Here is a 24,076-nt window from a genome sequence, read left to right on the forward strand (position 1 = left end):
ATCCATCCGTACCGGGTGAGATCGCAACATGCGTACCTGGCGACGGCGCGGCAAAGGCGGACGTATCCGGCGACCACGCGGCAGACGGGCCTGGCTGCTGGTCGCCGTGGCGGTGGTCGGGCTCGTCGCCGCGACCCTGGTCACCGCCGACCGGATCGCAGCCCGGGTGGTCGCCGGCCGGCTCGCCGACACCGTCGCCTGCCTCGCCGGGCTGACCGAACCACCCGAGGTCACGGTGCACGGGTTCCCTTTCCTCCACCAGGCGACGACCGGACGGTTCGCCGGGGTCACCGTGACCGCCGACGAGCTGGGTAGGCTCGACCTGCCGGTCACCGAGCTGACCGCCGAGATCCGCGACGTCGAGATCGACGGCGACCTGCTCGGTGGCGACCTGCTCGGCGGTGACGGCGGCGGCGGCGGTGACGGCGGCGGCGACGGTCCGCCGGCGTCCGACGTCGACCAGCCGGTGGTCCGGATCGGCCAGCTGCGGGTGGCGGCCACCGTCGCCTTCGCGGAGCTCACCGAGCTGGCCGGGACCGGATCCGACGGGACCGGATCCGACGGTGGCCTGCTGTCCGATGCTGGTCCACTGGCCGGTGCAGACCTGCGGATCCGTGGCGACGACGCCGGCCGACTGGTGGTCGACGTGACCGCCAACCTGTTCGGCCAGACCATTCCGGTCACGCTGTACGCCGTACCGGCGCTAGACGGTCGCACGCTGCGGATCGAACCGGTCGAGGTCGAGGTGCTCGGGATGCGCCGTTCCGCCGACCGGCTGCCCGGTGCCATCGGCGACCGCCGCATCGAGCGCGAACTGCCAGACCTGCCGATCGGCCTCGAATACCACGACCTGACGGTGACCGCCGACGGGCTGTGTCTGGAGATCACCGGAGAGTCGATCAGCGTCGGCGGTGACGACCTGCCGACACCCCGGCAGACCACCGCCCGAGACACCGGCGAGTGCGGGGATCGGCCGTGACCACGTTCGGGGGACCCGAGCCGGCCGACAATGACGGAGGCGGTGGACGCATGGTGGTCCGTCGACCATGATGGGTGATCGTCGGGTGGGTGATCGTCGCCGGACCGCTCACCACCCATGTCGGACGGCCGTTCACCGCCGACGATGACCCACCGTAGTATGCCCCCGAGACCAGATCCCGGGGGGCGCGGTGGCTGGGCGATTGGCGGACAGACTGCGTACGGCACGTGACGGAGCATTCGTCGGCCGTACCGCCGAAGTCGCCGCCTTCCGGGCCACACTGGCCGGCGCACCCGGCACCCGCCCGGTGTGGTACCTGCACGGACCCGGCGGCATCGGCAAATCCATGCTGCTGCGCCGGTTCGCCGTCGAGGCCCGCGACGCCGGACGGATCGTCGTCCAAGCAGACGGAGCCGGCATCGAACCGTCGCCGGACGGGTTCACCGCGGCCGCGTACGCCGCGACGAGCGGGGCACCCGCGGTGCTGCTGGTCGACACGTTCGAACGCTGCCAGGGTCTGGAAAGCTGGCTGCGGGACCGGTTCCTGCCGCAGATCTCCGACGGGGTCGTCGTGGTGATCGCCAGTCGCCGGCCACCGGACCGGGAGTGGGAAGCCGACCTCGGCTGGTCCGACGTGCTGCGCGTGGTGGCCCTCGGTGACCTGCCACCGGACGCGGCGATGGAACTGCTCGACCGGCGCGGCGTCGCGTCGGAGCTGTGGGACGCAGTGCTGCGCTTCGCCGGTGGCCACCCGCTGGCGCTCAACCTGTCGGCGGCGGTGGCCAACAGCGACCACGACGCCGACACCACCTGGGCACCGACGCCGGACGTGGTGGCCACGCTGCTGCACCAGCTGGTCGGTGAGGTGCCGTCGCCGCAGCATCGGCTCGCTCTGGAAACCTGTTCGCACGCGCTGACGACCACCGAGGACCTGCTGCGGGCGGTGGTCGGTGAGCCGGCCGCCGAACTGTTCGCGTGGCTGCGGCGGCTGCCGTTCGTCGAGTCCGATCAGGACGGTATCGTGCCGCACGACGTGGTCCGCAGCGTGCTCGACGCGGACCTGCGGTGGCGGGATCCGCGCGGATACCGGGTGATGCACACCCGGGTGGCGGCCCATTTGCTGCACCGGGCCCGCGCCGCGAGCGGCGACGCGGCGCTGCCAGCGGTCCGGTCGCTCTACCACATCCTGCAGGACAGTGCCGTCATGGCACCGTTCGCACTCCGCCACGGCGGCGGTGCCGTCTATCCCGACCAGGCGCGCCCGGCCGACCATGCCACGCTTCGGCAGCTGGCCCGGCAGGCCGACGGGGCCGACGACCTGGTCGGCTTCTGGCTGGAGCGGCAACCCGAGGCGTTCGACGTGTACCGGCGATCGCGTGACGGCGCCATCGACGGCTTCCAGGTGACGCTACGGCTGCCCAGCCCGGCACCCGAGGAACTGGCGGCCGACCCGGTGGTCGCGGCGGTCTGGGCGCACGCCGCGTCCGCCCCGCCCCGCCCCGGCGAACACATCCTGCTCACCCGGTTCGGCTATCCACTGCCCGACCAGCGGCGATCCGCGATCCGCGACCTGATGAACATCCGTACGCTGCAGTGGTGGATCCGCTCGGAGCGGCTGGCCTGGTCGTTTCTGACGTTGGCCGACGAGGCGGTCGGGGTGGCCGAATTCATCGATCACCTGCCGATCCATCCGCGTCCGATCGTCGACGGCCGGCCGTACGACCTGTACGCCCACGACTGGCGGGCGGTCCCACTGGACATGTGGGCCCAGCGGGTCACCGCGTGGCCGTTGGCGGGGCTGGCCACCGTCCCGGAGACCGTGACAGCGGAGCTGACCGTGCTGTCGCGTCCGCAGTTCGACGCGGCGGTCCGCAGCGCCGTCAAACACTTCCACGATCTGCCGCAGCTGCGGACCAACCCGTTGGCCCGCAGCCGGATGGTGGCCGAGCACGAGTCCGGCCGCGACGGCGATCCCGAGTCCGCTCGCGACGACGATCCCGCCGTGACGTTGCGCGGCCTGCTCACCGAGGCGACGGAGCTGCTGCGCGCCGACCCCCGCGACGCCAAGCTGCACCAGGTCCTGGTGACCACCTACCTGTCCGGACGGATCACTCAGGAAGCCGCGGCGCAGCGGCTCGGCCTGCCCGCCAGCACCTACAAGCGGCATCTGCGCGGCGCGCTGCATCGGCTGTGCGAGTCACTGTGGCGGCGCGAGTCCCGGTAGCGCGGACCAGACCGGTCGCGGTGCCGCTGCCGGCGTACGGGTCAAGCCGGCGTACCGGTCGGGTCAGCCGTGCAGTTCCTGTTCCCACAGCAGGTCACTGAGCCGGTCCAGGGCCCGGGCCAGGTGCCGGCGATAGGTGCTGAACGGCAGACCCAGCCGATCCGCAGCGGCTTCCTGGGTCGGCGTGCCGTTGAGAAAGGTGGTGACGAGCACGCGGTGCGACCGTTCGTCGTCGCGGAGCCGGTCGACCGCACCAGCCAGCGCGTCCCGCAACGCCAGCCGGGGGTCGGTGCCGCCCTGGTTGACGACCAGCCGACTGCGGGTCAGCGGATTCGTGGCCAACTCGTCGGGACGACGCCAGGTACGCAGCCCGGCCCGGACGGCGGCGTCGAACTCCGGCCGGGACAGCACCAGCAGCTCGGCGCTCTCCTGCGCCGGCCGGGGCTGCATGCCGTACAGCAGCTGCTGCTGGTTGTGCGCCAGCCACTGCATCAGCGGAGTCAACCGCCAGTCGTGGAAGTACAGGTGGTACGGGCGGCCGCCGACCTTCGGCACCGTACCGACCGGATGGTCGTCGAAGTAGGCCAGGTGCGGCTGCCAGAACTCGGCGTCCCGCAGCACCAGGTAGTGCGTGGCCAGGCCCTTGTCGTGCAGGAACCAGGCCAGCATCCGCATCTGGACCAGGTCGGTCACCGGCGACGGCCGCTGGTACGCCGGCGGATGCACCATGAACCGGGCGATCCCGATGTGCTCCCCGCAGCGCAGCGGCGCGGTCGATCGGCAGTGCCGCCACGCCGTGGCGACCACCGGATCGGTCTGCAGCTCCTGCGGATCCGGATCGGACAGGCTCAGCCAGATCATGAACGCGACCACGGCGTCCGTCGCCGAGCTCCGGTAGACGAAGCAGTTTTCCGGCTGACGGTCCAGCCAGAACCGTACGATCGAGGCAGACTCCGCGCCTTCGGCCTCGGTGGCCAGCGCCGTCACGGCGTCCCGGTCGGCGGGGCGGTAGCTGTCCTCGAACACCTCGCCCTCGCCCTGCCAGGTGAAGTACCGCCGGATCACCTGGGCGTGGCGTTGCAGGTACATCATCGCGCCGACGGTGGGCAGCACCGCCGAACCGGTCGCGGCCAGCGCCTCGCCCAGCAGGTAGCTGTGCAGCCGCCGGTGCATGGTCTCGAAGCCCTGCGGGTCACGCCAGCGAAGATCGTGGTTGAGGGCGTCGCGTACCACGTCGTGGGGGTGCAGACCCCGGGCGTCCGACTCGATGAACGGTAGCTCGCGCAGCCAGGCGAAGATCGGACCGGGATCAGTGTCCAGAGCCGCCCTCAGCAGTTCCTCGGTGGTGGTACGGGCGTGCGCGCACACCTCCAGGGCGTGCCGGTGCAGTGGCGACGGGGTGTCCCCGATCAACTGGGTGAGCAGCGTCTCCACCACGTTCTGGCTGGGCTGCCAGGCTGAGGTGACGGAGGCGTCGGAGGTGACCGCGACCTCGGCGGCCAGCCGGAGCGCCAATGGGTGCCCGCCAGCGAAGGTCAGGACCGATTCGTGGAGCTCGGGCGGTACGCCACGGCGGGTCAGTAGCGCGACCGCGTTCTCCGGCGGCAGGTTCCGCAGCGGAACCACCTTGAGCAGGTCCCGCCAGGCCGGATCGGCCCGCCACTGCGGACCCGGCCCGTCCCGTCCGGCGAGGACCACCGGTACGGTGTCCGGCAGCCGGGGCAGGAAACGGTCCCGCAGCCAGTCCTCCAGCCCTTGGCAGTGCTCGAACGAGTCGACCAGCAACACCGCCGATTCGTCGGCCAACGCCGCACCGGCGGCCGACTCGAACCGGGCCGGTGACGGGCTGACCGCCCGGCCGTCGACGTGCACCACCCGGCGACCGGCGGACGTGGCCTCGTCGCCGAAGTGCCGCAGCAGGGTGGACTTGCCGATGCCACCCGGCCCGTGCAGGTAGAGCACGCTGAACGGCTCCGAGGCGTTGCTGAGCGCCCGGCGCAGCAAAGCCAGTTCGGCCGTACGGCCGACGAAGTGATGCTCTCGGGTCTGCTTCAGACGCTGGCCGAGACTGCTGCTGCTGTCGCCACATCCGGCCGTCACAAATCGATATCTTAGTGAGTCTCGGTTCGCGCCAGGGCCCCGGTCCGGGTGCACCGACCGGGGCCACTCACCGTAACCTGAGTGGAGTCGATTGTTGATCCGCCGACTGTCCGAGCCGGTCGGTCGGCGGCTTTCGCGTCGGTGGCGCGGGGTCTTCCATGTCGGCGGCCTTCGCGTCGGCGGTCGAGGGCCGTCACCGGCCTTGCAGGGCGTCCAGGGCGACCGCCATCGCGATGACCAGCCGGCGATCCACCTGCGGGTGCGCGATGTCCACCCGGTAGCTGTCCCGCAGACCCCACTTGCGAACCACCGAGAAGACCGGCTGGTCCTGCATGGTGAAGTCGAAGTGGTAGGGCAGCCAGGACAGCGCGTCGCTGAACCGCCGCAGCACCGCCACGACGGCGTTGCGTTCCTGGCCGACGATCGCCCCGAAGCCGGGCTGTTCGAGGTGCCAGGTGGAGCGCAGCAACGACCGGGCGAAGTCCTTGCGGAACAGGCCGATGGGTCGGCCGTCCGGGTCGAGCACGTCGTAGGTGGCACCGAGGTCGATGACCTGCCGGGCCTTGAAACCCAGCACCGGCTGCTGGCGCTGGTCGTCGGTGTAGAGGGTGACCTGTTCGCGGAAGGCCATCCGCTTCTGCTGTGCGAAGGCGAGCAGCGGACCGTCGGCGCCGTCCGGCAGTACGCCGCGCACCTCGTACTGGTTGACCATCAACCGGATGCGTTGCCGGACGATCAACTGCTGCTGGGCCTGCAGATGCTGCGGGTTCATCGAAGTCCTTTCCTGGATCGTTGGCGAGTCTGCCAGGTGCGGGCAACCCGCCCCGGCCAGGTCCGGGCAGGTCGGTCGGGCCGCGACCGGGTCGGGATAATCGTCCGGTGACGTCGACCACTCCACCGGTAGCCGCGCCGACCGGGCCGCCGCGCGGCTCGGTGCTGGAAGCCGTGCTGGAACGGATCACGTACGCCAACGAGGAGACCGGATACACCATCGCCCGGGTCGCCACCGACCGCTCCGGGGCCGATCTGCTGACCGTGGTTGGCTCGCTGCTCGGCGTACAGCCGGGGGAGAGCGTGCGGCTGGTCGGCCGCTGGGGGTCGCACCCCAAGTACGGCCGGCAGTTCGAGGTCCACTCGTACACGACCGTACTGCCGGCGACGGTGCAGGGCATCGAACGCTACCTCGGATCCGGCCTGATCAAGGGGATCGGGCCGAAGATGGCCGGCCGGATCGTCGCCCATTTCGGCGCCGACACGCTGCGGGTCATCGAGGAAGAGGCGACCCGCCTCGTCGAAGTGCCCGGTCTCGGCCCGAAACGGACGTCGCTGATCGCCAAGGCGTGGATCGAACAGCAGGCGATCAAGGAAGTGATGATCTTCCTGCAGGGCGTCGGGGTGTCCACCTCGCTCGCCGTACGGATCTACAAGAAGTACGGCGACGCGTCGATCTCGATCGTGCGCAACGAGCCGTACCGGCTGGCCGCCGACGTCTGGGGCATCGGCTTCAAGACCGCCGACACGATCGCGCAGGCGGTCGGCATCCCACACGACAGCCCGCAACGGATCAAGGCCGGCATCCAGTACACCCTGTCGGAGGCCGCCGACAACGGCCACTGCTACCTGCCGGAACCCAACCTGTGCACGGACGCCGCCGGCATTCTCGGCGTCGCCGTCGAACTGGTCCGGGACGCGCTCGCCGCGCTGGTCGCCGAGGAAGGCGTGGTACGCGAGGCGGTGCCGAACCCGACCAGCGACGGCAGCACCATCCCGGCGGTCTACTTGGTGCCGTTCCACCGCGCCGAATGCTCGCTGGCCGGCAGCCTGCTGCGGCTGCTGCACCACCGTGCCGACCGGCTGTCGGCGTTCGCCGACGTCGACTGGGGCCGGGCGTTGGCCTGGCTGCGGGCCGGGACCGGCGCGGACCTCGCCCCCGAACAGGAGCAGGCGGTACGGCTGGCGCTGACGTCGAAGGTCGCGGTGCTGACCGGCGGGCCGGGCTGCGGCAAGTCGTTCACCGTCAAGTCGATCATCACTCTGGCCGCCGCCAAGGGCGCCAAGATCGTGCTGGCCGCGCCGACCGGCCGGGCGGCGAAACGGATGACCGAGCTGACCGGCCATCCGGCCGCCACCGTGCACCGGCTGCTGCAACTGCGGCCGGGCGGGGATCCGACGTACGACCGGGACAACCCGATCGACGCGGACCTGATCGTCGTCGACGAGGCCTCGATGCTCGACCTGATCCTGGCCAACAAGCTGGTCAAGGCGGTGGCACCGGGAGCCCATCTGCTGCTGGTCGGCGACGTCGACCAGCTGCCGTCGGTCGGTGCCGGCGAGGTGCTGCGCGACGTGCTCGCCGCGCCGGCCGTACCGCAGGTGCGGTTGACCCGGATCTTCCGGCAGGCCCAGGAGTCCGGGGTGGTGGTCAACGCGCACCGGATCAACGCGGGCGAGCAGCCCCGCACCGACGGGATGGCCGACTTCTTCCTGTTCGCCGCTGACGACCCGGAGGCGGTCGCCGGCCTGGTCGTCGACGTCGTCGCCCGACGCATCCCGCGTAAGTTCCGGGTGCCCGCCCGCGACATCCAGGTGCTCGCCCCGATGCACCGGGGCCCGGCCGGGGCGGGCAACCTCAACATCGCGTTGCAGGAGGCGCTCGCGCCACCGCGTGACGACCGGCCGGAGCGGCGGCACGGCGCGCGGGTGTTCCGGATCAACGACAAGGTCATCCAGATCCGCAACAACTACGACAAAGGTACGGCCGGGGTCTTCAATGGCACCATCGGCGTGGTCACCGCGATCAGCACCGAGGACCGCAAACTCACCGTCCGCACGGATGAGGACGAGGACATCGAGTACGAGTTCGACGAGCTGGACGAGCTGCAACACGCGTACGCCATCACGGTGCACCGCTCGCAGGGCAGCGAGTATCCGGCGGTGGTCATCCCGATCACCATGAGCTCGTACACGCTGCTGCAGCGCAACCTGCTCTATACGGCGGTGACCAGGGCGAAGAAGCTCGTGGTGCTGGTCGGCTCCCGCAAGGCGATCGCGATCGCGGTCCGTACGGCCGGGGCGGGCCGCCGGCACACCGCACTCACCCACCGCCTGGCACCCGACTGACCCGGCGTGGACGTCATAGGTCGGTGTCCAAGATCAATGTGAGCGCCATGGCCCTCAAACCAGCGATGTAAGGGCCATAGCGCTCACATTGATCTTGTCTTTCGGATCCGGCGGAGCCGGTCCACTTGGTCAGGTCGACGAATCCACGCCGCTCCGCCGTCTGCCTCAATGAAGGGCAGCTCCCGAGAGGGCTACGAGGCGCGCCCACCGCCACCTACCAACTACCACCACCATGGTGATTCCGCGAAGGGCGATCAAGCGGTCACCGGCCGGCCGGCGTACGGCTGGCCCGGCCGCCGCGTCCGCCGCCCTGCGCCGGCACCTTCGGCGGGCTCGCCGCCGCCGCTGGCGGCTGGCCGGTCGACGCGCGTTGTCGGCTGGCCGGCCGCCAGGTGCGGCCGTTGGCGTAGACGATCCGGAACCCCAGGTACGCCGCGAGTGGCGCCCAGTGCGCCGAGCCCATCCGTAGCTCGGCGGCGTTGTTGTAAACCCCGTTGGCGAGTACGTCGAGCAGCACTGTCTCGAAGGCCGCCGATTCGACCCAGTCGACCTCCCGGGTGTAGCCGCAGATCAGTGCCGCCCCGGTGGTGGCGAGGAACTCGCGCAGTTTGGTGTCGGTGGCCCGCAGCACCGAACAACTACCGAAGTAGAGCCGCTTGCCGGCACACCGGCCGGCCATCTGGTCGGCGACATCGTCCAGGTCGACCTGGTGTCGCTCGGTCAGGCACAGTCGGGTCGGTTCGCCGTGCATCGCGAAGAAGCCGACCCGGTAGTCGGCGTACTGGCGCAGCAGCCACCGGTCCAGGAAGTAGGCGAGTTCGTCCGGGGTCGCGGCGTCGCGGTGGATGAACCGGATCCGGCCGAGCCGTTCCAGCAACTCCAGCGTGGGCAGCACCGAACCGCGTTCGTTCAGGTCCCGATGCCACTGGCCCTCGATGCAGAAGACCCCGCCCCGTGCCACGCCACCCCCAACCGTCGGGTCCGGTCGTGACCCTACCGCCGATCCGGTACGCGGGTCAGCCCCGTCGGGTCAGCCCCGTCGGGTCACCTCGGACCAGGCGACGGCGAGCCGTACCGTCGTGGTGTCCACCGCTGAAATCTGGTCGAGGCCGACGTACCCGGCGGCGCCGGGCACCGCCGTATGAATCTTGACAAAGCCGGTACGGAGCAGTCGCGCGGCGACATCCGGGGAGGTCGCCGGCTCGTCGCCGGTCTGCGGGTGTGGGAGATCTGGGCCGATCTCGTCCTCGGCGTCGACGTCGCCTTCGACGGTGACCGCGTTGGCGTCCGGTGCTCGTACCAGACCGACCGTGCCGACGGTGTGTCCCGTGGCGTCGACCACCGGCATGCCCGGTGTCATCCAGGTGGCCATGTCGGTGGAGCTGACTGCGTCGGAAGTCCGGAATGCGTCGGCGGAGGTCATGGCTGACCGGTTCCCCGCACAGGTGGGAGGCAAACCGCCGCCACCTCACGCCACTCGCCCGGCCCGGTCAACAGGTGCCGGACCGTGTCGTACGCGGACTCCTCGTTGTCGTGCTCGGTGAACCGCGACACGCCTTCGGCACCGCCGCTGCGCGCCTCGACGTGCCAGCGGTCCGCGTCGGCCCGCAGGAAGACATCCCGCCGGGCCAGTCGGCCCCATCTGCCGTTCCACCAGTGCTTACGCTGCTCCACCCGGGCAGCTTATCGAACACATGTTCTATTGTCCGGCTGGGTCGGCGGTTAGTCGGTCTCCGGGCGCTGGTAGCAGTTTCCGCAGGTCGGATCGTCGCAGCGGCCGTGCTCGCGCGGGAAGACCGATCCGGTACGGCCGGTCGGGCGGGCTGCTGCCCGGTCGAGGTTGGCGGCGGGCCGGCGCGCGGTCGAGTAGTCCGGGGTCAGGGTTCCGGCAAACTGATCCATACGTTCAGTGTTACCTACATCACCTAAAGTTGTCGCCGATTTTTTCGGGCACCGCCGAGACCCGACCGTCGCCGCCACCGGCGGCTACGGGTCCCGGCGGCCCGAAATTCGCACCAGGCGTAAGTTGTGCCGCAACACCCCTAACCCGGATGGATCATCAGCGGTACCGCTGGTCCTCTCCACCGGGGCGGCCGAGCAGATCGTCGGCGGCCGGGCGGGGCGCGCCGGGGCGGGCGCCGGCGACGAGTGCGTCCCGGATCTCGGTGAGCAGCTTGATCTCCTCGCTCGGCGCGGCCGGCGGCGGCTCCTCGCCCCGGCGACGACGTTCGGCCAGCCGGTTCATCGGGAGCACGACCAGGAAGTAGAGCGCGGCTGCGGTGAGAGCGAACGTGATCACCGCGTTGACGAAGGCCGGCCAGTCGAACGACACGCCACGAATGGTGACCACCGATCCGGCGATGCCGTCCTCGCTGCCGGTCACGATCACGGTGAACAGCCGGATGAACGGTTCGAGGAACGACTTGGTCAACTGGGTCACCACGGCGGTGAAGGCCGCTCCGATGACGATGCCGACCGCCAAGTCGATCACGTTGCCCCGCAGGATGAAATCCTTGAAGCCCTTCAACATGTGCACTCCCAGCGCCAGGTCGCGATTCTCGCCGACAACCTACCGTCAGGTCGACTTCCGGACACCACCCGTGGCCCGCCCGAACCGGCCGGCACCCCGCCCGACTCAGTCGGTCGTCAGATAGGCCGCCGCCTCGTGCGCGGCCCGGTCCGGGTCGCGGTCCCGGATCGCCTCGACCAGCCGCGCGTGGTCGACGTGCTGGTCGGGATGCAAGTGTGGGCCGACCGCCTCGGCCACCGTGGCCCGCATCGCGGCACCGATCGAGGCGTACAGCTCAGCGAGCATGTCGTTGTGCGCGGCGGCCAGGATCGCCGTGTGCAGGGCGACGTCGGCCTCCACGAACTCGGTCAGGTCGCCGCCGTCCCAGGCGGCCTCCCGGGCGGCCAGGGCTCGGTCGAGCGTACGAAGATCGGCGTCGGTACGCCGTAGCGCGGCGAGCCGGGCCGCCTCGACCTCGAAGGCGCGGCGGACTTCGACGGTCTCCGCCCAGGCGGCGGTGGCGCACCGCCGGGCCACGGCCCCGGCCAGTTCGTCGGTGGACACCACGTAGGTGCCGGAACCCTGACGGCACTCCAGTACGCCCGCGTGGACCAGGGCCCGGACCGCTTCCCGGACGGTGTTGCGACCGACACCGAGCGCTTCGGCGAGCTTGGGCTCGGTGGGGATGCGGGAGCCGAGCGGCCAGTCGCCTGCGGCGATCTGTTCCCGTAGCGACTCGATCGCCTGGCGGACCAGGGTCTGCCGAGACCGGGCGGGCCGGGCGACGGCCGTAGGGGACGGAGGGGACGTAGGGGAAGGTGCCGGTGGTGTCATCCGTTACATCACCCGACCATAAATCATCCCATGATTTTAGGATGGCAGGCATGACTCCGCCAACCGCCCTGGCCACGGGGACCGCCGCGCCCATCGGGACAGCACCGGCCCCGGACCCGGCCGACCCGCCGGTCGTCCGGCAACCGGACGCCGGCGGGCGTGGGCAGCACCGTGCCACCACCACCACTACCCACCGCCAGCAGGTCCGGTCCGGCCAGGGCGCGCTCTTGGTGCTCGCCGCGATGGTGCTCGTCGCGCTCAACCTGCGGATGGCGATCACCAGCCTCGGCCCGCTGCTCGACGAGGTCCGTACCGGTTTGCCGATGTCCGCCCTGCAGGCCGGGGTGGTGACCACCCTGCCGGCGTTGGCCTTCGCCGTGGTCGGGTCGGCCACCCCGTGGCTGGTCCGCCGGTTCTCCCCGCCGCGACTGCTGGTGGCGGCGATGGGCGCGCTGGCGCTCGGCCAACTGCTGCGGGTGGCGACCGGCAACGCCTGGCTGTTCGTGTCGACCAGCGCGCTGGCGCTGGCCGGGATCGCGGTCGCCAACGTTCTGCTGCCCATGCTGGTGCGGCAGTACTTCCCGCACCGGATCGGCCTGGTGACCGGCGCGTACAGCATGTCGCTGACCGTCGGTGCCTCGGTGGCCGCCGGGTCGGCGGTGCCGATCGCCCACGCGGCGGGCGGCTGGCGCGTCGGGCTCGGCTTCTGGGCGCTGGTCGCGGTGGCCGCCGCCGCGCTGTGGGCGCCGATCGCCTGGCGGAGCCGGCGACGGGCCAGCGGTGCCCGTACCGGTGTTGGTGTTGGTGTTGGTGCCCCGCGCCCGGCGGTTGCCGGCAGGGCTCGGATCCGGGCGGGCCGGACGCGGTTGGGTTGGCTGATGGCGGTGTTCTTCGGCGCCCAGTCGTTCGCCGCGTACGCGCAGATGGGCTGGTTGGCGCAGCTGTTTCGGGACGCCGGCTTCCGGGCGGAGACCGCCGGGCTGCTCCTGGCCGGCGTCACGGCGGTCAGCGTGCCGATCGCGATGGCGATGCCGACGTTGGCCGGCCGGATGACCAGCCTGCGGCCGCTGGTGCTGGGCACCGCGTTGGCGTCCGGGCTGAGCTACGCCGGGCTGCTGTGGTCGCCGTACGACCTGGCGTTGGTCTGGATGGTGCTGCTCGCCCTCGGTCAGGGCACCTTCCCGATGGCGCTTGCTATGATCGGGCTACGGGCCCGGACCGGTGCGGGCATCGTCTCGCTGTCGGCGTTCACCCAGAGCGTCGGTTACCTGATCGCGGCGCTCGGTCCGCTGGCGGTGGGCCTGCTGTACGGGCGGACCGGTGACTGGGTTGCCCCGATCGGCCTGCTCTTCGTGGCGTTGCTGGTGCAGACCGGCACCGGCTGGTCGATCGCCCGGCCGCAGTGGATCGAGGACGAGCTGCGCGGGCCGGCCGATCGGCCGGAGGCGGCCTCAGCCGGCTGAGCCGACTGAGCCGACTGAGCCGGCTCAGTCGGTGGGCGCGGGTAGCGGTGCGGAGACGGCCTCGTCGACGGTCGGAAAGGTCTGCAGCACCTCGACCAGTCCGCTGACCTCCAGGATCCGCAGCACGCCGCGTTGTGGTGCGGCCAGCCGGACGATGCCGCCGGCTTCGTCGCAGCCGTTCTTGGCCCGGACGAAGACCGACAAACCGGTAGAGTCGCAGAACGAGACGTCCGCTAGGTCGAAGACCAGCTGGCTGCGACCTTTGTCCAGTAGATCCGTTATCTGATCCTGGAGCTGTGGTGCGGTGGCCATGTCCAGCTCACCACCGACCGACACGACGACGACGTCACCGCGCTGCTCTGTCTGCACCGTCAAGGACATTCGCGACCTCCAGCCATTCGCTCGAACGGTACTCCACTTGCTGTCGTCCGTGCAGGACCGGGAGTTCGTTGTCGATGCCACCATAATCGGTGCCCAGACGGCCAGTCGCGTCACCAGGCACCTTTCCCACGACCCACGACCCACGACCCAGGTGCCAGGTGCCAGGTGCACGCATCCGGGCTTGCGCGGACGCGTGCACCTGGGCCGGTGGCTAGCTGCCCGCGTCGGCGTGACCGATCCGGTCGAGGATCCAGGCGGTGACGAACGCCTCCTCCTGCCAGGCGTCGTACCGGCCGCTCGGGCCGCCGTGCCCGGCCCCCATCTCCGTCTTCAGCAGGTAGATCCCGTTCGGGGCGACCGCCCGCAGCTTCGCGATCCACTTCGCCGGCTCGTGGTACAGCACCCGGGTGTCGTTCAGGCTGGTCACCGCGAGGATCGGCGGATAGCTCGTCGACACCACGTTCTCGTACGGCGTGTAGGTGCGCATGTACGCGTACACCTCGGGATCCTCCAGCGGGTTGCCCCACTCCTCCCACTCGGTGACGGTCAGCGGCAGCGACGGGTCGAGGATCGTGTTCAACGCGTCCACGAACGGCACCTGGGCGACGATCCCACCGAACGCGTCCGGCGCGAGGTTGACCACCGCGCCCATCAGCAGGCCACCGGCGGAGCCGCCCCGGGCGACCAGCCGGTCCGAGGTGGTCCATTCCGACTTGACCAGGTGGCGGGCGCACGCCACGAAGTCGGTGAACGAGTTCTTCTTGGCCAGCATCTTGCCGTTGTCGTACCAGTGGCGCCCCAGTTCACCGCCACCCCGTACGTGCGCCACCGCGAAGACCACTCCCCGGTCCAACAGGGACAGTCGGGGGATGGAGAACCACGGGTCCATGCTGATCTCGTACGATCCGTACCCGTAGATGACGCACGGGGCCGAGCCGTCGCGCGGGGTGCCGGCCCGGCACACCAGGGAGATCGGCACCCGGGTGCCGTCGTCGGCGAGCGCCCATTCCCGGTGCTGTTCGTAGTCGGTCGGCTCGTAGCCGCCGAGCACCGGCTTGCGCTTGCGCAGCGCCATCTCCCGGGTCACCAGGTCGTAGTCATACACCGAGTCCGGGGTGACCAGCGAGGTGTAGCGCAGCCGGATGGTGGTGGTGGAGTATTCCGGGTTGGAATCCAGGCCGACGCTGTAGATCGGCTCCGGGAACTCGATGTCGAACGTCTCGGTGCTGCCGGTGGGCAGCACCCGCAGCCCGGTGAGCCCGTCGGTGCGCAGCGACACGACCAGGTGGTTGGCGAAGGCGTCGACCGATTCGAGCCGGGTGCCCGGGGAGTGCTCGATCAGCGGCACCCAGTCGCCGGGGGCGTCCGCCGAGGTGTACGCGAGCGCGAAGTCCTCCGCGCCGTCGTTGTGCAGGATCAGGAACCGGTGTCCGTGATGCTCGACCGAGTAGTCCACGCCCTGCCGGCGCGGGGCGACGACCACCGGCTGCGCGGTCGGGTCGCCGGCCGGCAGCGCCCGTACCTCGCTGGTGGTCTTGCTGTGCGCGTCGATCAGGATGTACCGCTCGGAGCGGGTCAGTTCGACACCGACCCAGAAGCGTTCGTCGTCTTCCTGGTAGACGACGACGTCGGTGTCGGCGGCGGAGCCGATCTGGTGTCGCCAGACCCGGTTGGGCCGCCAGGCGTCGTCCACGGTCAGGTAGAACAGGGCGCTGCCGTCGGCGGACCAGGCCGATCCGTAGAACGTGTCCGGGATCTCGTCGGGCAACGACTCGCCGGTCCGCAGATCCTTGATCCGCAGGGTGAACCGTTCGTCGCCGGTGAAATCCGTGGAGTACGCCAGCCATCGGCCGTCCGGGCTCACGTCGAAGGTGCCCAGGGCGAAGAAGTCGTGCCCGTCGGCGAGGGCGTTGCCGTCGAGCAGGATCTCCTCGCCGGCCGGCGGCGTACCGTCCGCTGTGGTCGGCGGGGCGGTCTCGTCGGGACGGACCGGGCGGCGGCACTGGATGCCGTACTGCTGGCCCTCGACCGTTCGGGTGTAGTACCAGTGGTCGCCCTTGCGGGCGGGCACTGACAGATCGGTCTCTTGAGTACGCCTTTTCGTCTCGGTGAACAACGTCTCGCGCAGCGCGGCGAGGTGAGTCGTGGCACTCTCGGTGTAGCTGTTTTCCGCTTGCAGGTACGCGATCGTGTCCGGATCGTCCTTGACCGCGAGCCAGGCGTACTCGTCGATGACGGTCTCGCTGTGGTGGGTGCGTTCGGTCGGGACGCGTTTGGCGGCAGGCGGGGCGGGTGTCTGGATCGTCACCCGGTCACGGTACCGCCCGGTGGGGTCGGGTCGGCTCCCGTGACGCGCTCGGGGGTCGTCGCTCGGTATCGATTAGTACAGGTGTACGATGCGCGCGGGGCATGGCGAACTGCTGGGCGATTGGCCGAACCCGGGCCGGAGAGAAGAGGGCCGTGGCAAACGAAGCCGGGGGGAACAAGGCTGTCTCCGACCCGCGCCGGGGCAGCAAGGTGGCGGCGAACAGCGACGTGGCGCGGCGACTGACCGACATCTGCGGACCCGGGTACGCCCGGGCGGCGGGACCGGCCGACGACGTCGCCACCGCCATGCCCCGCTGGGTGGCCGCCCCGCCCACCGTGGCGGCGGTCGCCGAAGTGCTCCGGCTGTCCGCGGAGCACGATCTGGCGCTGGTGCCCCGTGGAAGCGGCAGCAAGATGCACTGGGGCGCGACGCCGTCGCACGTCGACATCGTGCTGGACACGGCCCGGTTGGCCGGGGTCTGGCACCACCCGCCGGACGCGGCGACCGCGCAGGTCGGGGCTGGTACGCCGCTGCGCAAGGCACAAGCGGCGGTCGGCCGCAAGGGCTGGCGGCTGCCGTTCGATCCACCGTCGGCCGGGGCGACCGTCGGTGGTGTGGTCGCCGCCGACGAAGCCGGTCCGATGAGTTACGGGCACGGCTCGCCGTGTCGGCACCTGATCGGCGTCAACTACGTTGACGCCAGCGGCACCCTGGTCCGGACCACCCCGGACACCAGCGACGGCAGGGAGGTGTCCCGGCTGTTGTGCGGATCTCAGGGAGCGCTGGCGGTGCTGGTGTCGGCCACGGTCCGGCTCCAACCCGAACCCGCCGACCGGCTGTGGGTACGCCGCTCGGTGCGTACGCCGCTGGAGGTGCACGACCTGGTCGCGGAGTCGACGGTCGCCGGACTGCGGGCGGCGGCGATCGAGCTGGATCTGCCCGGTGCCGAGCCGCCGCCCCGGCGCGGTCCGCTGCGGCCCGGCCTGCTGGCCATGCTGTTCGAGGGCGACGCGACCCAGACCCGCCGCCGTGCGCAGCGGGCGGCGGACCTGCTCGGCGCGGACGCCAGCGTGACCGACCAGCCGCCCACCTGGTGGCAGCGCTACCCGTTCGCCGCCGGGGACATCGCGATCCGTCTGGAGGTGCCGGTCGCCCACCTGCACGCGGCCATCTACGCCTTGGTGGACGCGGCGAGAGCGCCGATCCCGGTGCGCGGGGCGGTGGCCACCGGCCTGGTGCACGCCGTCCTGCCCGGTTCGACCCCGCCGCACCGGGTCGAGGAGATCCTCGTCGGGGTCCGGACCGTGCTGCTCGCCCGTGGCGGCAGCTGCCGGGTGCTCTCCGCCCCGGCCGCGGTCCGCCGGGTCATCGACATCTGGGGCGACGTGCCCGGTCTGCCCCGGCTTCGGGAGCTCAAGCAGCGGTTCGATCCGCATCACCGGCTGGCCCCGGGCCGATTCACCGGCGGCCTCTAGCAGCGCGCCTTCACCGGCGGCCTCTAGCAGCGCGCCTTCACCGGCGGCCTCTAGCAGCGCGCCTTCGGCAGCGGTCAGCGCGACTCGTTGCGGACCACCAGGATCGCGATGTCGTCGCGCGGCGGCTCGGTCGAGAAGTCGAGTGTCGCGGTCCGCAGCCGGGCGGCCACCACGTCGGCGGAGAATCCGGCGAGCGGAGCCGCCGCCCGGCGCAGCCGTTCGGTGCCGAACAGCTCCCGCTCGTTGCGCCGTTCGGTGACCCCGTCGGTGTAGAAGACCAGCGCGTCACCCGGACCCAGACTCAACTCCACCGACGGCGCGGTGATCTCGTCCAACAGTCCCAGCGCGGTGCCGCCGGCCCCGACGAACCGGGACCGGCCGTCGCTACCGACCAGGACCGGACGATCGTGCCCCGCGAGGTGCAGACGTACGTCGAGATGCTGGTCGGCGGTGACCCCGACCGCGGCCATCGCCAGTGTGCAGTAGCGGCCGCCACCCCGTTCGACGAGCGTGTCGTTGAGCCTGGCCAGCACCTCCGGCAGCGTCTTGCCGTCGCGGACCAGCACCCGGATGACGTCGCGGACCAGGCCGGTCACGGTAGCGGCCTGCACCCCTTTGCCGGAGACGTCACCCACCACCACCAGCCAGCGGCGTTCCGGCAGCGGCACCACGTCGTAGAAGTCGCCGCCGACCTCGACCGCGTCGCCGCTGGGCACGTACTCGGCGGCCAGACCGATGCCCTCGACGGCCGGCAGCACCGGCGGCAGCAGCGACTGCTGCAGGGTGTGCGCGACCCGCCGCCGTTCCTGGTGGATGCGGGCGTTGTCGATGGCCAACGCGGCGCGGCGGGCGACGTCCTCCAGGACGGCCACCTCGTCGGGATCGTGGCGGTGCCGTTCGTGCCGACCGACGGCGAGCGTGCCGAGCCGCTGACCACGAGCCACCAGGGGCAGGGCGAAGCCCTCCAGGGGGGCGCCGATCGGCACCTGTGATCCGATCCGCGAGGCCTCCCGCAGCCGGGTCGGCACCGAATCCGGCCCGGTCTCGCGCAACGTCGCGTGCAACTGCGGCAGTACGGTCTCGTCGGCGTGGCTGGCGGCGGCCAGCTGCAACTGACCCCATTCGTCCGCGGTGTGTACGGCGCACCACTGGCCGAGCCGGGGCACCACCAGCTGCGGGATCAGCGCCATGGTCAGGTCGACGTCCAGCGACTGGGCGAGGAGTTCGCTGGCTTCGGCGAGAAACGTCAGCCAGGTCTGCCGGCGCAGGTCGGCTCGGCGCAGCCGGTCGTTCTCCAGGTGCAGCGAGATGCGTTCGGCGACCAGGGTGGCCAGCGGCCGGGCGTAGTCCGACGGCGCGGCGTCCAGTTCGAGCTCGCCGGAGTAGGGGCGGTGCACGGTGAGCGGGACCCGCAGCAGCGGCTCGCCGGGTCGGGGCTGGCGTCCGTACCGGGCCAGGATCTGGACGCCGCGTCCGTCGCCCCGGTCGAGGCGGATGGTCGCACCGGCGGCACCGACCAGGTCGGCGACCCGGCCGAGCAGGTTGCCGGCCAGGTCGGTGAGGGGATCGTCGGCGTACGGATCGGGACCGGTCTGCAGCAGCGTGGCCAGCATCGCGGCGCTCGGCGCGGCCGGCTGCCGTACGGTGTCCACCGGTCCGGCCTGATCCGGCGCTCCGGGCCAGGGCGGCGCCCACTCGGGCGTGGCCGTACCGCCGTCGCGGTCGAGCCGGAACCAGACGCCTTTGCCGGTCCGCAGGTGGGTGGTTCCCCACCGGCTGGCGAAGTGGTCGACCAGCAGCAGCCCTCGGCCGCGTTCGGAGACCTCGGTGATGTCCTGCCGGTCGTTGCGGGGCAGCGCGGCGACCTGTTCGATCGGTCCGGCGGCGAAGTCGGTGACGGTGACGGTCAGGCCGTCCGGGTCGGCGACCACCTCGATGATGAGTTCCGTACCGGCGTGGACCACGGCGTTGGTGGAGAGTTCGGTGGTGAGCAGCAGTGCCTCGTTGACGAGTTCGTCGAGGGCTGCTTCGGCGAGCACGGACCGGACGACGGCCCGTGCGGTGGCCGGCGTTCGGCGGTCGGCCGGCAGGCGTACCCGCCGGACATGTTCACCCTCGGTCTCGGTGATGGAACGCTCGGCCCTCGCTGACACCTGCCAGTTCCTCCGATCGCCTGGCCCGTAAATGCGGGCGTGCACCTCGCATCTGCCACCGTAGTCGAGCAATGATGAGGTCAGCCCACTCCCTGAGCTGAGCGAGGAGCCATGACCAGCGCACAACAGCTGCCCACCGACCAGCGTCCGAACCCTACCGAGACGGCACTGCTGGCCGAGTTGGCCGAGGCGTTGCGCCGGGTCGGGCAAGGGGATCTGAAGGTACGGCTGCCTCGGCGGATCGGTGTCGCCGGTGAGGTGGCGGACGCCTTCAACGAGGTCGTTTCGCTGCAGGAACGGCAGCACCTGGATCTGCGCCGGATCAGCCGGATCGTGGGACGCGACGGCCGGCTCACCGAACGCCTCGACGAGGAAGGCTTCGGCGGGGCGTGGGCGGACAACCATCGGGCGATCAACGCGCTGATCGACGACCTGGGCCGGCCGACCACCGAGATCGCCCGGGTCATCCGGGCGGTCGCCGAGGGCGATCTGTCGCAGCACATGGAGCTGGAGATCGACGGTCAGCCGTTGCGCGGCGAGTTCCTGCGGATCGGCCGCACGGTCAACACGATGGTGGATCAGCTGTCGTCGTTCGCCGACGAGGTGACCCGGGTGGCGCGGGAGGTGGGCACCGAGGGGGAGCTGGGTGGCCAGGCCGATGTGCGGGGCGTCGCCGGTACGTGGAAGGACCTCACCGATTCGGTGAACACGATGGCGTCGAACCTGACTCACCAGGTGCGCTCGATCTCGCAGGTGGCGACGGCGATGTCCCGGGGCGACCTGTCGCAGAAGATCACCGTGTCGGCCAAGGGCGAGGTCGCCGAGTTAGCGGACACCATCAACATGCTCACCGACACGTTGCGGCTGTTCGCCGAGCAGGTGACGCGGGTGGCCCGGGAGGTGGGCACCGAGGGCAAGTTGGGCGGTCAGGCCGAGGTGCCCAACGTCGCCGGTACGTGGAAGGACCTCACCGACAGCGTCAACTCGATGGCGTCGAACCTGACGGCCCAGGTGCGCAACATCGCCTCGGTGTCGACCGCCGTGGCCAAGGGTGATCTGTCGCAGAAGATCACGGTGGCCGCCCAGGGCGAGATCCTGGAGTTGAAGTCGACGGTGAACACGATGGTGGACCAGTTGTCGTGGTTCGCCGACGAGGTGACGCGGGTGGCCCGCGAGGTGGGCATCGAGGGCAAACTGGGTGGTCAGGCCCAGGTGCGGGGGCTCTCCGGCACCTGGCGGGACCTCACCGAGAACGTCAACCAGCTCGCCGGCAACCTGACCAGCCAGGTCCGCAACATCTCCCAGGTCTCCACCGCGGTGGCCAAGGGTGATCTCTCGCAGAAGATCACGGTCGACGCGCGGGGCGAGATCCTGGAGTTGAAGTCGACGGTGAACACGATGGTGGATCAGCTGTCGCTGTTCGCCGACGAGGTGACGCGGGTGGCCCGCGAGGTCGGTACCGAGGGCAAGTTGGGTGGTCAGGCTCAGGTCAAGGGCGTCTCGGGTACGTGGCGGGACTTGACCGACAACGTGAACTCGATGGCGTCGAACCTGACCAGCCAGGTGCGGAACATCGCCTCGGTGACCACGGCGGTGGCGAAGGGTGATCTGTCGCAGAAGATCACGGTCGACGCGCGGGGCGAGATCCTGGAGTTGAAGTCGACGGTGAACACGATGGTGGACCAGTTGTCGTCGTTCGCCGACGAGGTGACGCGGGTGGCCCGCGAGGTGGGCACCGAGGGCAAACTCGGTGGTCAGGCCCAGGTCCGTGGGGTGGCCGGCACCTGGCGGGACTTGACCGACAACGTGAACTCGATGGCGTCGAACCTGACCGCCCAGGTGCGGAACATCGCCCAGGTCTCCACGGCGGTGGCAAAGGGTGATCTGTCGCAGAAGATCACGGTCGACGCGCAGGGCGAGATCCTGGAGCTGAAGGACACCGTCAACACGATGGTGGACCAGTTGTCGTCGTTCGCCGACGAGGTGACGCGAGTGGCCCGCGAGGTGGGCACCGAGGGCAAACTCGGTGGTCAGGCCCAGGTCAAGGGCGTCTCGGGTACGTGGCGGGACTTGACCGACAACGTGAACTCGATGGCGTCGAACCTGACCAGCCAGGTGCGGAACATCGCCTCGGTCACCACCGCCGTCGCCAAGGGTGACCTGTCGCAGAAGATCACCGTCGACGCGCAGGGCGAAATCCTGGAGTTGAAGTCGACGGTGAACACGATGGTGGACCAGTTGTCGTCGTTCGCCGACGAGGTGACCCGGGTGGCCCGCGAGGTGGGTACCGAGGGCAAGTTGGGTGGTCAGGCTCAGGTCAAGGGCGTCTCCGGTACGTGGCGCGACCTCACCGAGAACGTCAACCAGCTCGCCTCGACCCTCACCACCCAGCTGCGGGCGATCGCCCAGGTGTCGACCTCGGTGACCCGGGGCGACATGACCCAGCACATCACCGTGCAGGCCCAGGGTGAGGTCGCCGAGCTCAAGGACAACATCAACCAGATGATCGTCACCCTGCGGGACACCACCATGAAGAACGCCGAGCAGGGCTGGTTGGACTCCAACCTGGCCCGGATCGGCGGCCTGCTGCAGGGGCAGCGGGACCTCGGTGAAGTCTGCCGGATGATCATGAACGAGGTGACGCCGCTGGTCGACGCCCAACTCGGCGCGTTCTTCCTCGCCGAGGTCGAGGAGGCGTTGATGCGGCTGCAGCTCACCGCCGCGTACGGGTACGTGGCGCGGGACCACATCGTCACCTTCGGCCCCGGCGAAGGGCTGGTCGGACAGGCGGCGGTGTCCCGGCGCACCATCCGGGTCGGCAACGGCTCGACCGGGGTGCTCACCCTGCGTTCCGGGCTGGTCGGCAGCGCACCCCGCGATCACGTGGTGCTTCCGGTGCTGTTCGAAGGCGAGATGCTCGGCGTGATCGAGTTCGCCTCCGTCGACGCCTTCTCCGAGCTGCACCTGGCCTTCCTGGAACGGCTGGTGGCCAACATCGGCGTCGCGGTCAACACCATCCAGGCCAACCGGCGTACCGAGGAACTGCTGGCCCAGTCCCAGCGGCTGGCCAACGAGATGCAGGCCCAGTCGGCCGAGCTGCAGCGGACCAACGCCGAACTGGAGGACAAGGCCCGGCTGCTGTCCGAGCAGAAGGGCAACATCGAGACCAAGAACCGGGAGATCGAGCTGGCCCGCCTCGGCCTGGAGGAGAAGGCCCAGCAGCTGTCGCGCGCGTCGGCGTACAAGTCGGAGTTCCTGGCCAACATGAGCCACGAGCTGCGGACCCCGCTGAACTCGCTGCTCCTGCTGGCCCGGCTGCTGGCCGACAACCCGGACGACAACCTGACCGAGAAGCAGATCGAGTTCGCGAAGACGATCCACAGCGCCGGATCCGATCTGCTGTCGCTGATCGACGACATCCTGGACCTGTCGAAGATCGAAGCCGGCCGGATGGACGTGCAACCGGCCGAGGTGCCGTTCGACGAGATCCGGGCCTACGTCGAGCAGGCCTTCGCACCGCAGGCCGAGGAGAAGGGCCTGACCTTCGCGGTCGAGATCGCCGACGACCTGCCCGACCAGATCGTCACCGACGCGCAACGACTCCAGCAGATCCTGCGGAACCTGCTCTCCAACGCGGTCAAGTTCACCGACAACGGGTCGGTGGCGCTCCGGATCGGACCGGCCCCCGCCGACGTCACGTTCAAACAGCCCGCGTTGGCCACCGCCGGTCAGGTGGTCGCCTTCACCGTCGTCGACACCGGGATCGGGGTCTCCGACGACAAGCTGTCGCTCATCTTCGAGGCGTTCCAGCAGGCGGACGGGACGACCAGCCGGCGGTACGGTGGCACCGGGCTGGGCCTGTCGATCAGCCGTGACCTGGCCCGACTGATCGGTGGCGTGATCACCGTGACGTCCGTACCGGGGCAGGGTTCCACCTTCACGCTGTACGTACCGGACGTGCTCAACACCGACGCGGTGCTGCCGCCGGCGCCGTTGCCGCCCGCCGCTCCGATCCGTACCGCGTTGCCGCCGTTGACCAGGCCGATCGAGGTCGACCGGCCCGAACCGCCGGCGACCCGCCGGCTGGACGGCGCCACGGTGCTGATCATCGACGACGACGTCCGCAACGTCTTCGCCTTGACCAGCGCGCTCGAGCTGCACGGGATGACGGTCATCTACGCCGACAACGGCGTCGACGGGGTGCGTAAGCTCGCCGAACGGCCCGAGGTGAACATCGTCCTGATGGATGCGATGATGCCGGATCAGGACGGCTACGAAACCACCCGGGTGATCCGCCGCAACGACCGCTTCGCCGATCTGCCGGTGGTCTTCCTGACCGCCAAGGCGATGCCCGGCGACCGGGAATCGGCGCTGCAGGCCGGTGCCACCGACTACATCACCAAGCCGGTGGACCTCGACGAACTGATCACCCTGATGGTGACCTGGATCAACGCCGCCGACCAGGTGTCCGGCTCGGGACCGGCCCGGTGACCATGGCCGGCGGCGCACGCAACGGCGTACGTGAGGAGT

General features: G+C 70.3%; 17 protein-coding genes. 6 read left to right on the plus strand and 11 right to left on the minus strand.

The features are described from left to right. Positions 1–28: 28 nt before the first annotated feature. Complete coding sequence (locus O7632_RS03730) at positions 29–979, plus strand: DUF2993 domain-containing protein (protein ID WP_278111451.1); 951 nt, start codon at positions 29–31, stop codon at positions 977–979. 202 nt (positions 980–1,181) lie between these two features. After that, positions 1,182–3,203: an ATP-binding protein gene (locus O7632_RS03735; protein WP_278111453.1), complete on the plus strand. Its 2,022-nt coding sequence runs from the start codon at positions 1,182–1,184 to the stop codon at positions 3,201–3,203. Between the two features lie 63 nt (positions 3,204–3,266). On the opposite strand, the gene O7632_RS03740 is transcribed toward O7632_RS03735, so the two are convergent. Together O7632_RS03740 and O7632_RS03745 are read right to left on the minus strand one after the other, a co-directional pair. After that, on the minus strand, positions 3,267–5,303 hold the full coding sequence (locus O7632_RS03740) for an AAA family ATPase (RefSeq protein ID WP_278111454.1): 2,037 nt from the start codon (positions 5,301–5,303) through the stop codon (positions 3,267–3,269). A gap of 193 nt (positions 5,304–5,496) precedes the next feature. Beyond that, complete coding sequence (locus O7632_RS03745; protein ID WP_278111457.1) at positions 5,497–6,075, minus strand: hypothetical protein; 579 nt, start codon at positions 6,073–6,075, stop codon at positions 5,497–5,499. Positions 6,076–6,182: 107 nt separating this feature from the next. Here O7632_RS03745 and O7632_RS03750 point away from each other — a divergent pair, with 107 nt between their 5' ends. Beyond that, positions 6,183–8,423, plus strand: a complete 2,241-nt coding sequence (locus O7632_RS03750) for an ATP-dependent RecD-like DNA helicase (RefSeq protein ID WP_278111458.1) — start codon at positions 6,183–6,185, stop codon at positions 8,421–8,423. A 262-nt stretch (positions 8,424–8,685) separates the two neighbouring features. Here O7632_RS03750 and O7632_RS03755 read toward each other — a convergent pair whose 3' ends face one another. The 6 genes from O7632_RS03755 to O7632_RS03780 all read right to left on the minus strand — a co-directional run bounded on the left by O7632_RS03755 (position 8,686) and on the right by O7632_RS03780 (position 11,766). Then, the gene (locus tag O7632_RS03755) at positions 8,686–9,384 is read right to left on the minus strand and encodes a hypothetical protein (protein ID WP_278111460.1); all 699 of its coding nucleotides are present in this window, start codon (positions 9,382–9,384) and stop codon (positions 8,686–8,688) included. A gap of 69 nt (positions 9,385–9,453) precedes the next feature. Further along, positions 9,454–9,795, minus strand: a complete 342-nt coding sequence (locus tag O7632_RS03760; protein ID WP_278111462.1) for a hypothetical protein — start codon at positions 9,793–9,795, stop codon at positions 9,454–9,456. A 47-nt stretch (positions 9,796–9,842) separates the two neighbouring features. Further along, a complete protein-coding gene (locus tag O7632_RS03765; RefSeq protein ID WP_278111464.1) occupies positions 9,843–10,097 on the minus strand; it encodes a hypothetical protein in 255 nt (84 codons plus the stop codon). 48 nt (positions 10,098–10,145) lie between these two features. Continuing rightward, positions 10,146–10,325, minus strand: a complete 180-nt coding sequence (locus O7632_RS03770) for a hypothetical protein (RefSeq protein WP_278111465.1) — start codon at positions 10,323–10,325, stop codon at positions 10,146–10,148. 157 nt (positions 10,326–10,482) lie between these two features. After that, the gene (gene mscL / locus O7632_RS03775; RefSeq protein ID WP_278111466.1) at positions 10,483–10,953 is read right to left on the minus strand and encodes a large conductance mechanosensitive channel protein MscL; all 471 of its coding nucleotides are present in this window, start codon (positions 10,951–10,953) and stop codon (positions 10,483–10,485) included. A gap of 105 nt (positions 10,954–11,058) precedes the next feature. Continuing rightward, positions 11,059–11,766: a FadR/GntR family transcriptional regulator gene (locus O7632_RS03780; RefSeq protein WP_278111467.1), complete on the minus strand. Its 708-nt coding sequence runs from the start codon at positions 11,764–11,766 to the stop codon at positions 11,059–11,061. 242 nt (positions 11,767–12,008) lie between these two features. On the opposite strand from O7632_RS03780, the gene O7632_RS03785 reads away from it, so the two are divergent. Further along, positions 12,009–13,229, plus strand: coding sequence for an MFS transporter (locus O7632_RS03785; RefSeq protein ID WP_278119801.1), 1,221 nt, complete (start codon positions 12,009–12,011; stop codon positions 13,227–13,229). 24 nt (positions 13,230–13,253) lie between these two features. On the opposite strand, the gene O7632_RS03790 is transcribed toward O7632_RS03785, so the two are convergent. Next, positions 13,254–13,610 carry an STAS domain-containing protein gene (locus O7632_RS03790; protein ID WP_278111469.1) on the minus strand — a complete coding sequence of 119 codons (357 nt, stop codon included), beginning with the start codon at positions 13,608–13,610 and terminating at the stop codon, positions 13,254–13,256. Positions 13,611–13,821: 211 nt separating this feature from the next. Continuing rightward, positions 13,822–15,918: a S9 family peptidase gene (locus O7632_RS03795; protein WP_278111470.1), complete on the minus strand. Its 2,097-nt coding sequence runs from the start codon at positions 15,916–15,918 to the stop codon at positions 13,822–13,824. A 152-nt stretch (positions 15,919–16,070) separates the two neighbouring features. On the opposite strand from O7632_RS03795, the gene O7632_RS03800 reads away from it, so the two are divergent. Beyond that, positions 16,071–17,393: an FAD-binding oxidoreductase gene (locus O7632_RS03800; protein WP_278111472.1), complete on the plus strand. Its 1,323-nt coding sequence runs from the start codon at positions 16,071–16,073 to the stop codon at positions 17,391–17,393. 74 nt (positions 17,394–17,467) lie between these two features. Here the strand turns inward: O7632_RS03800 and O7632_RS03805 are convergent, their stop codons facing one another. Further along, positions 17,468–19,546, minus strand: a complete 2,079-nt coding sequence (locus tag O7632_RS03805) for a SpoIIE family protein phosphatase (RefSeq protein ID WP_278111474.1) — start codon at positions 19,544–19,546, stop codon at positions 17,468–17,470. A gap of 111 nt (positions 19,547–19,657) precedes the next feature. Between O7632_RS03805 and O7632_RS03810 the strand changes: the two genes are divergently transcribed. Next, positions 19,658–24,037 carry a HAMP domain-containing protein gene (locus O7632_RS03810; protein ID WP_278111475.1) on the plus strand — a complete coding sequence of 1,460 codons (4,380 nt, stop codon included), beginning with the start codon at positions 19,658–19,660 and terminating at the stop codon, positions 24,035–24,037. Positions 24,038–24,076 lie beyond the last annotated feature (39 nt).

It is taken from the genome of Solwaraspora sp. WMMD406, assembly GCF_029626025.1.
GTDB lineage: Bacteria > Actinomycetota > Actinomycetes > Mycobacteriales > Micromonosporaceae > Micromonospora_E.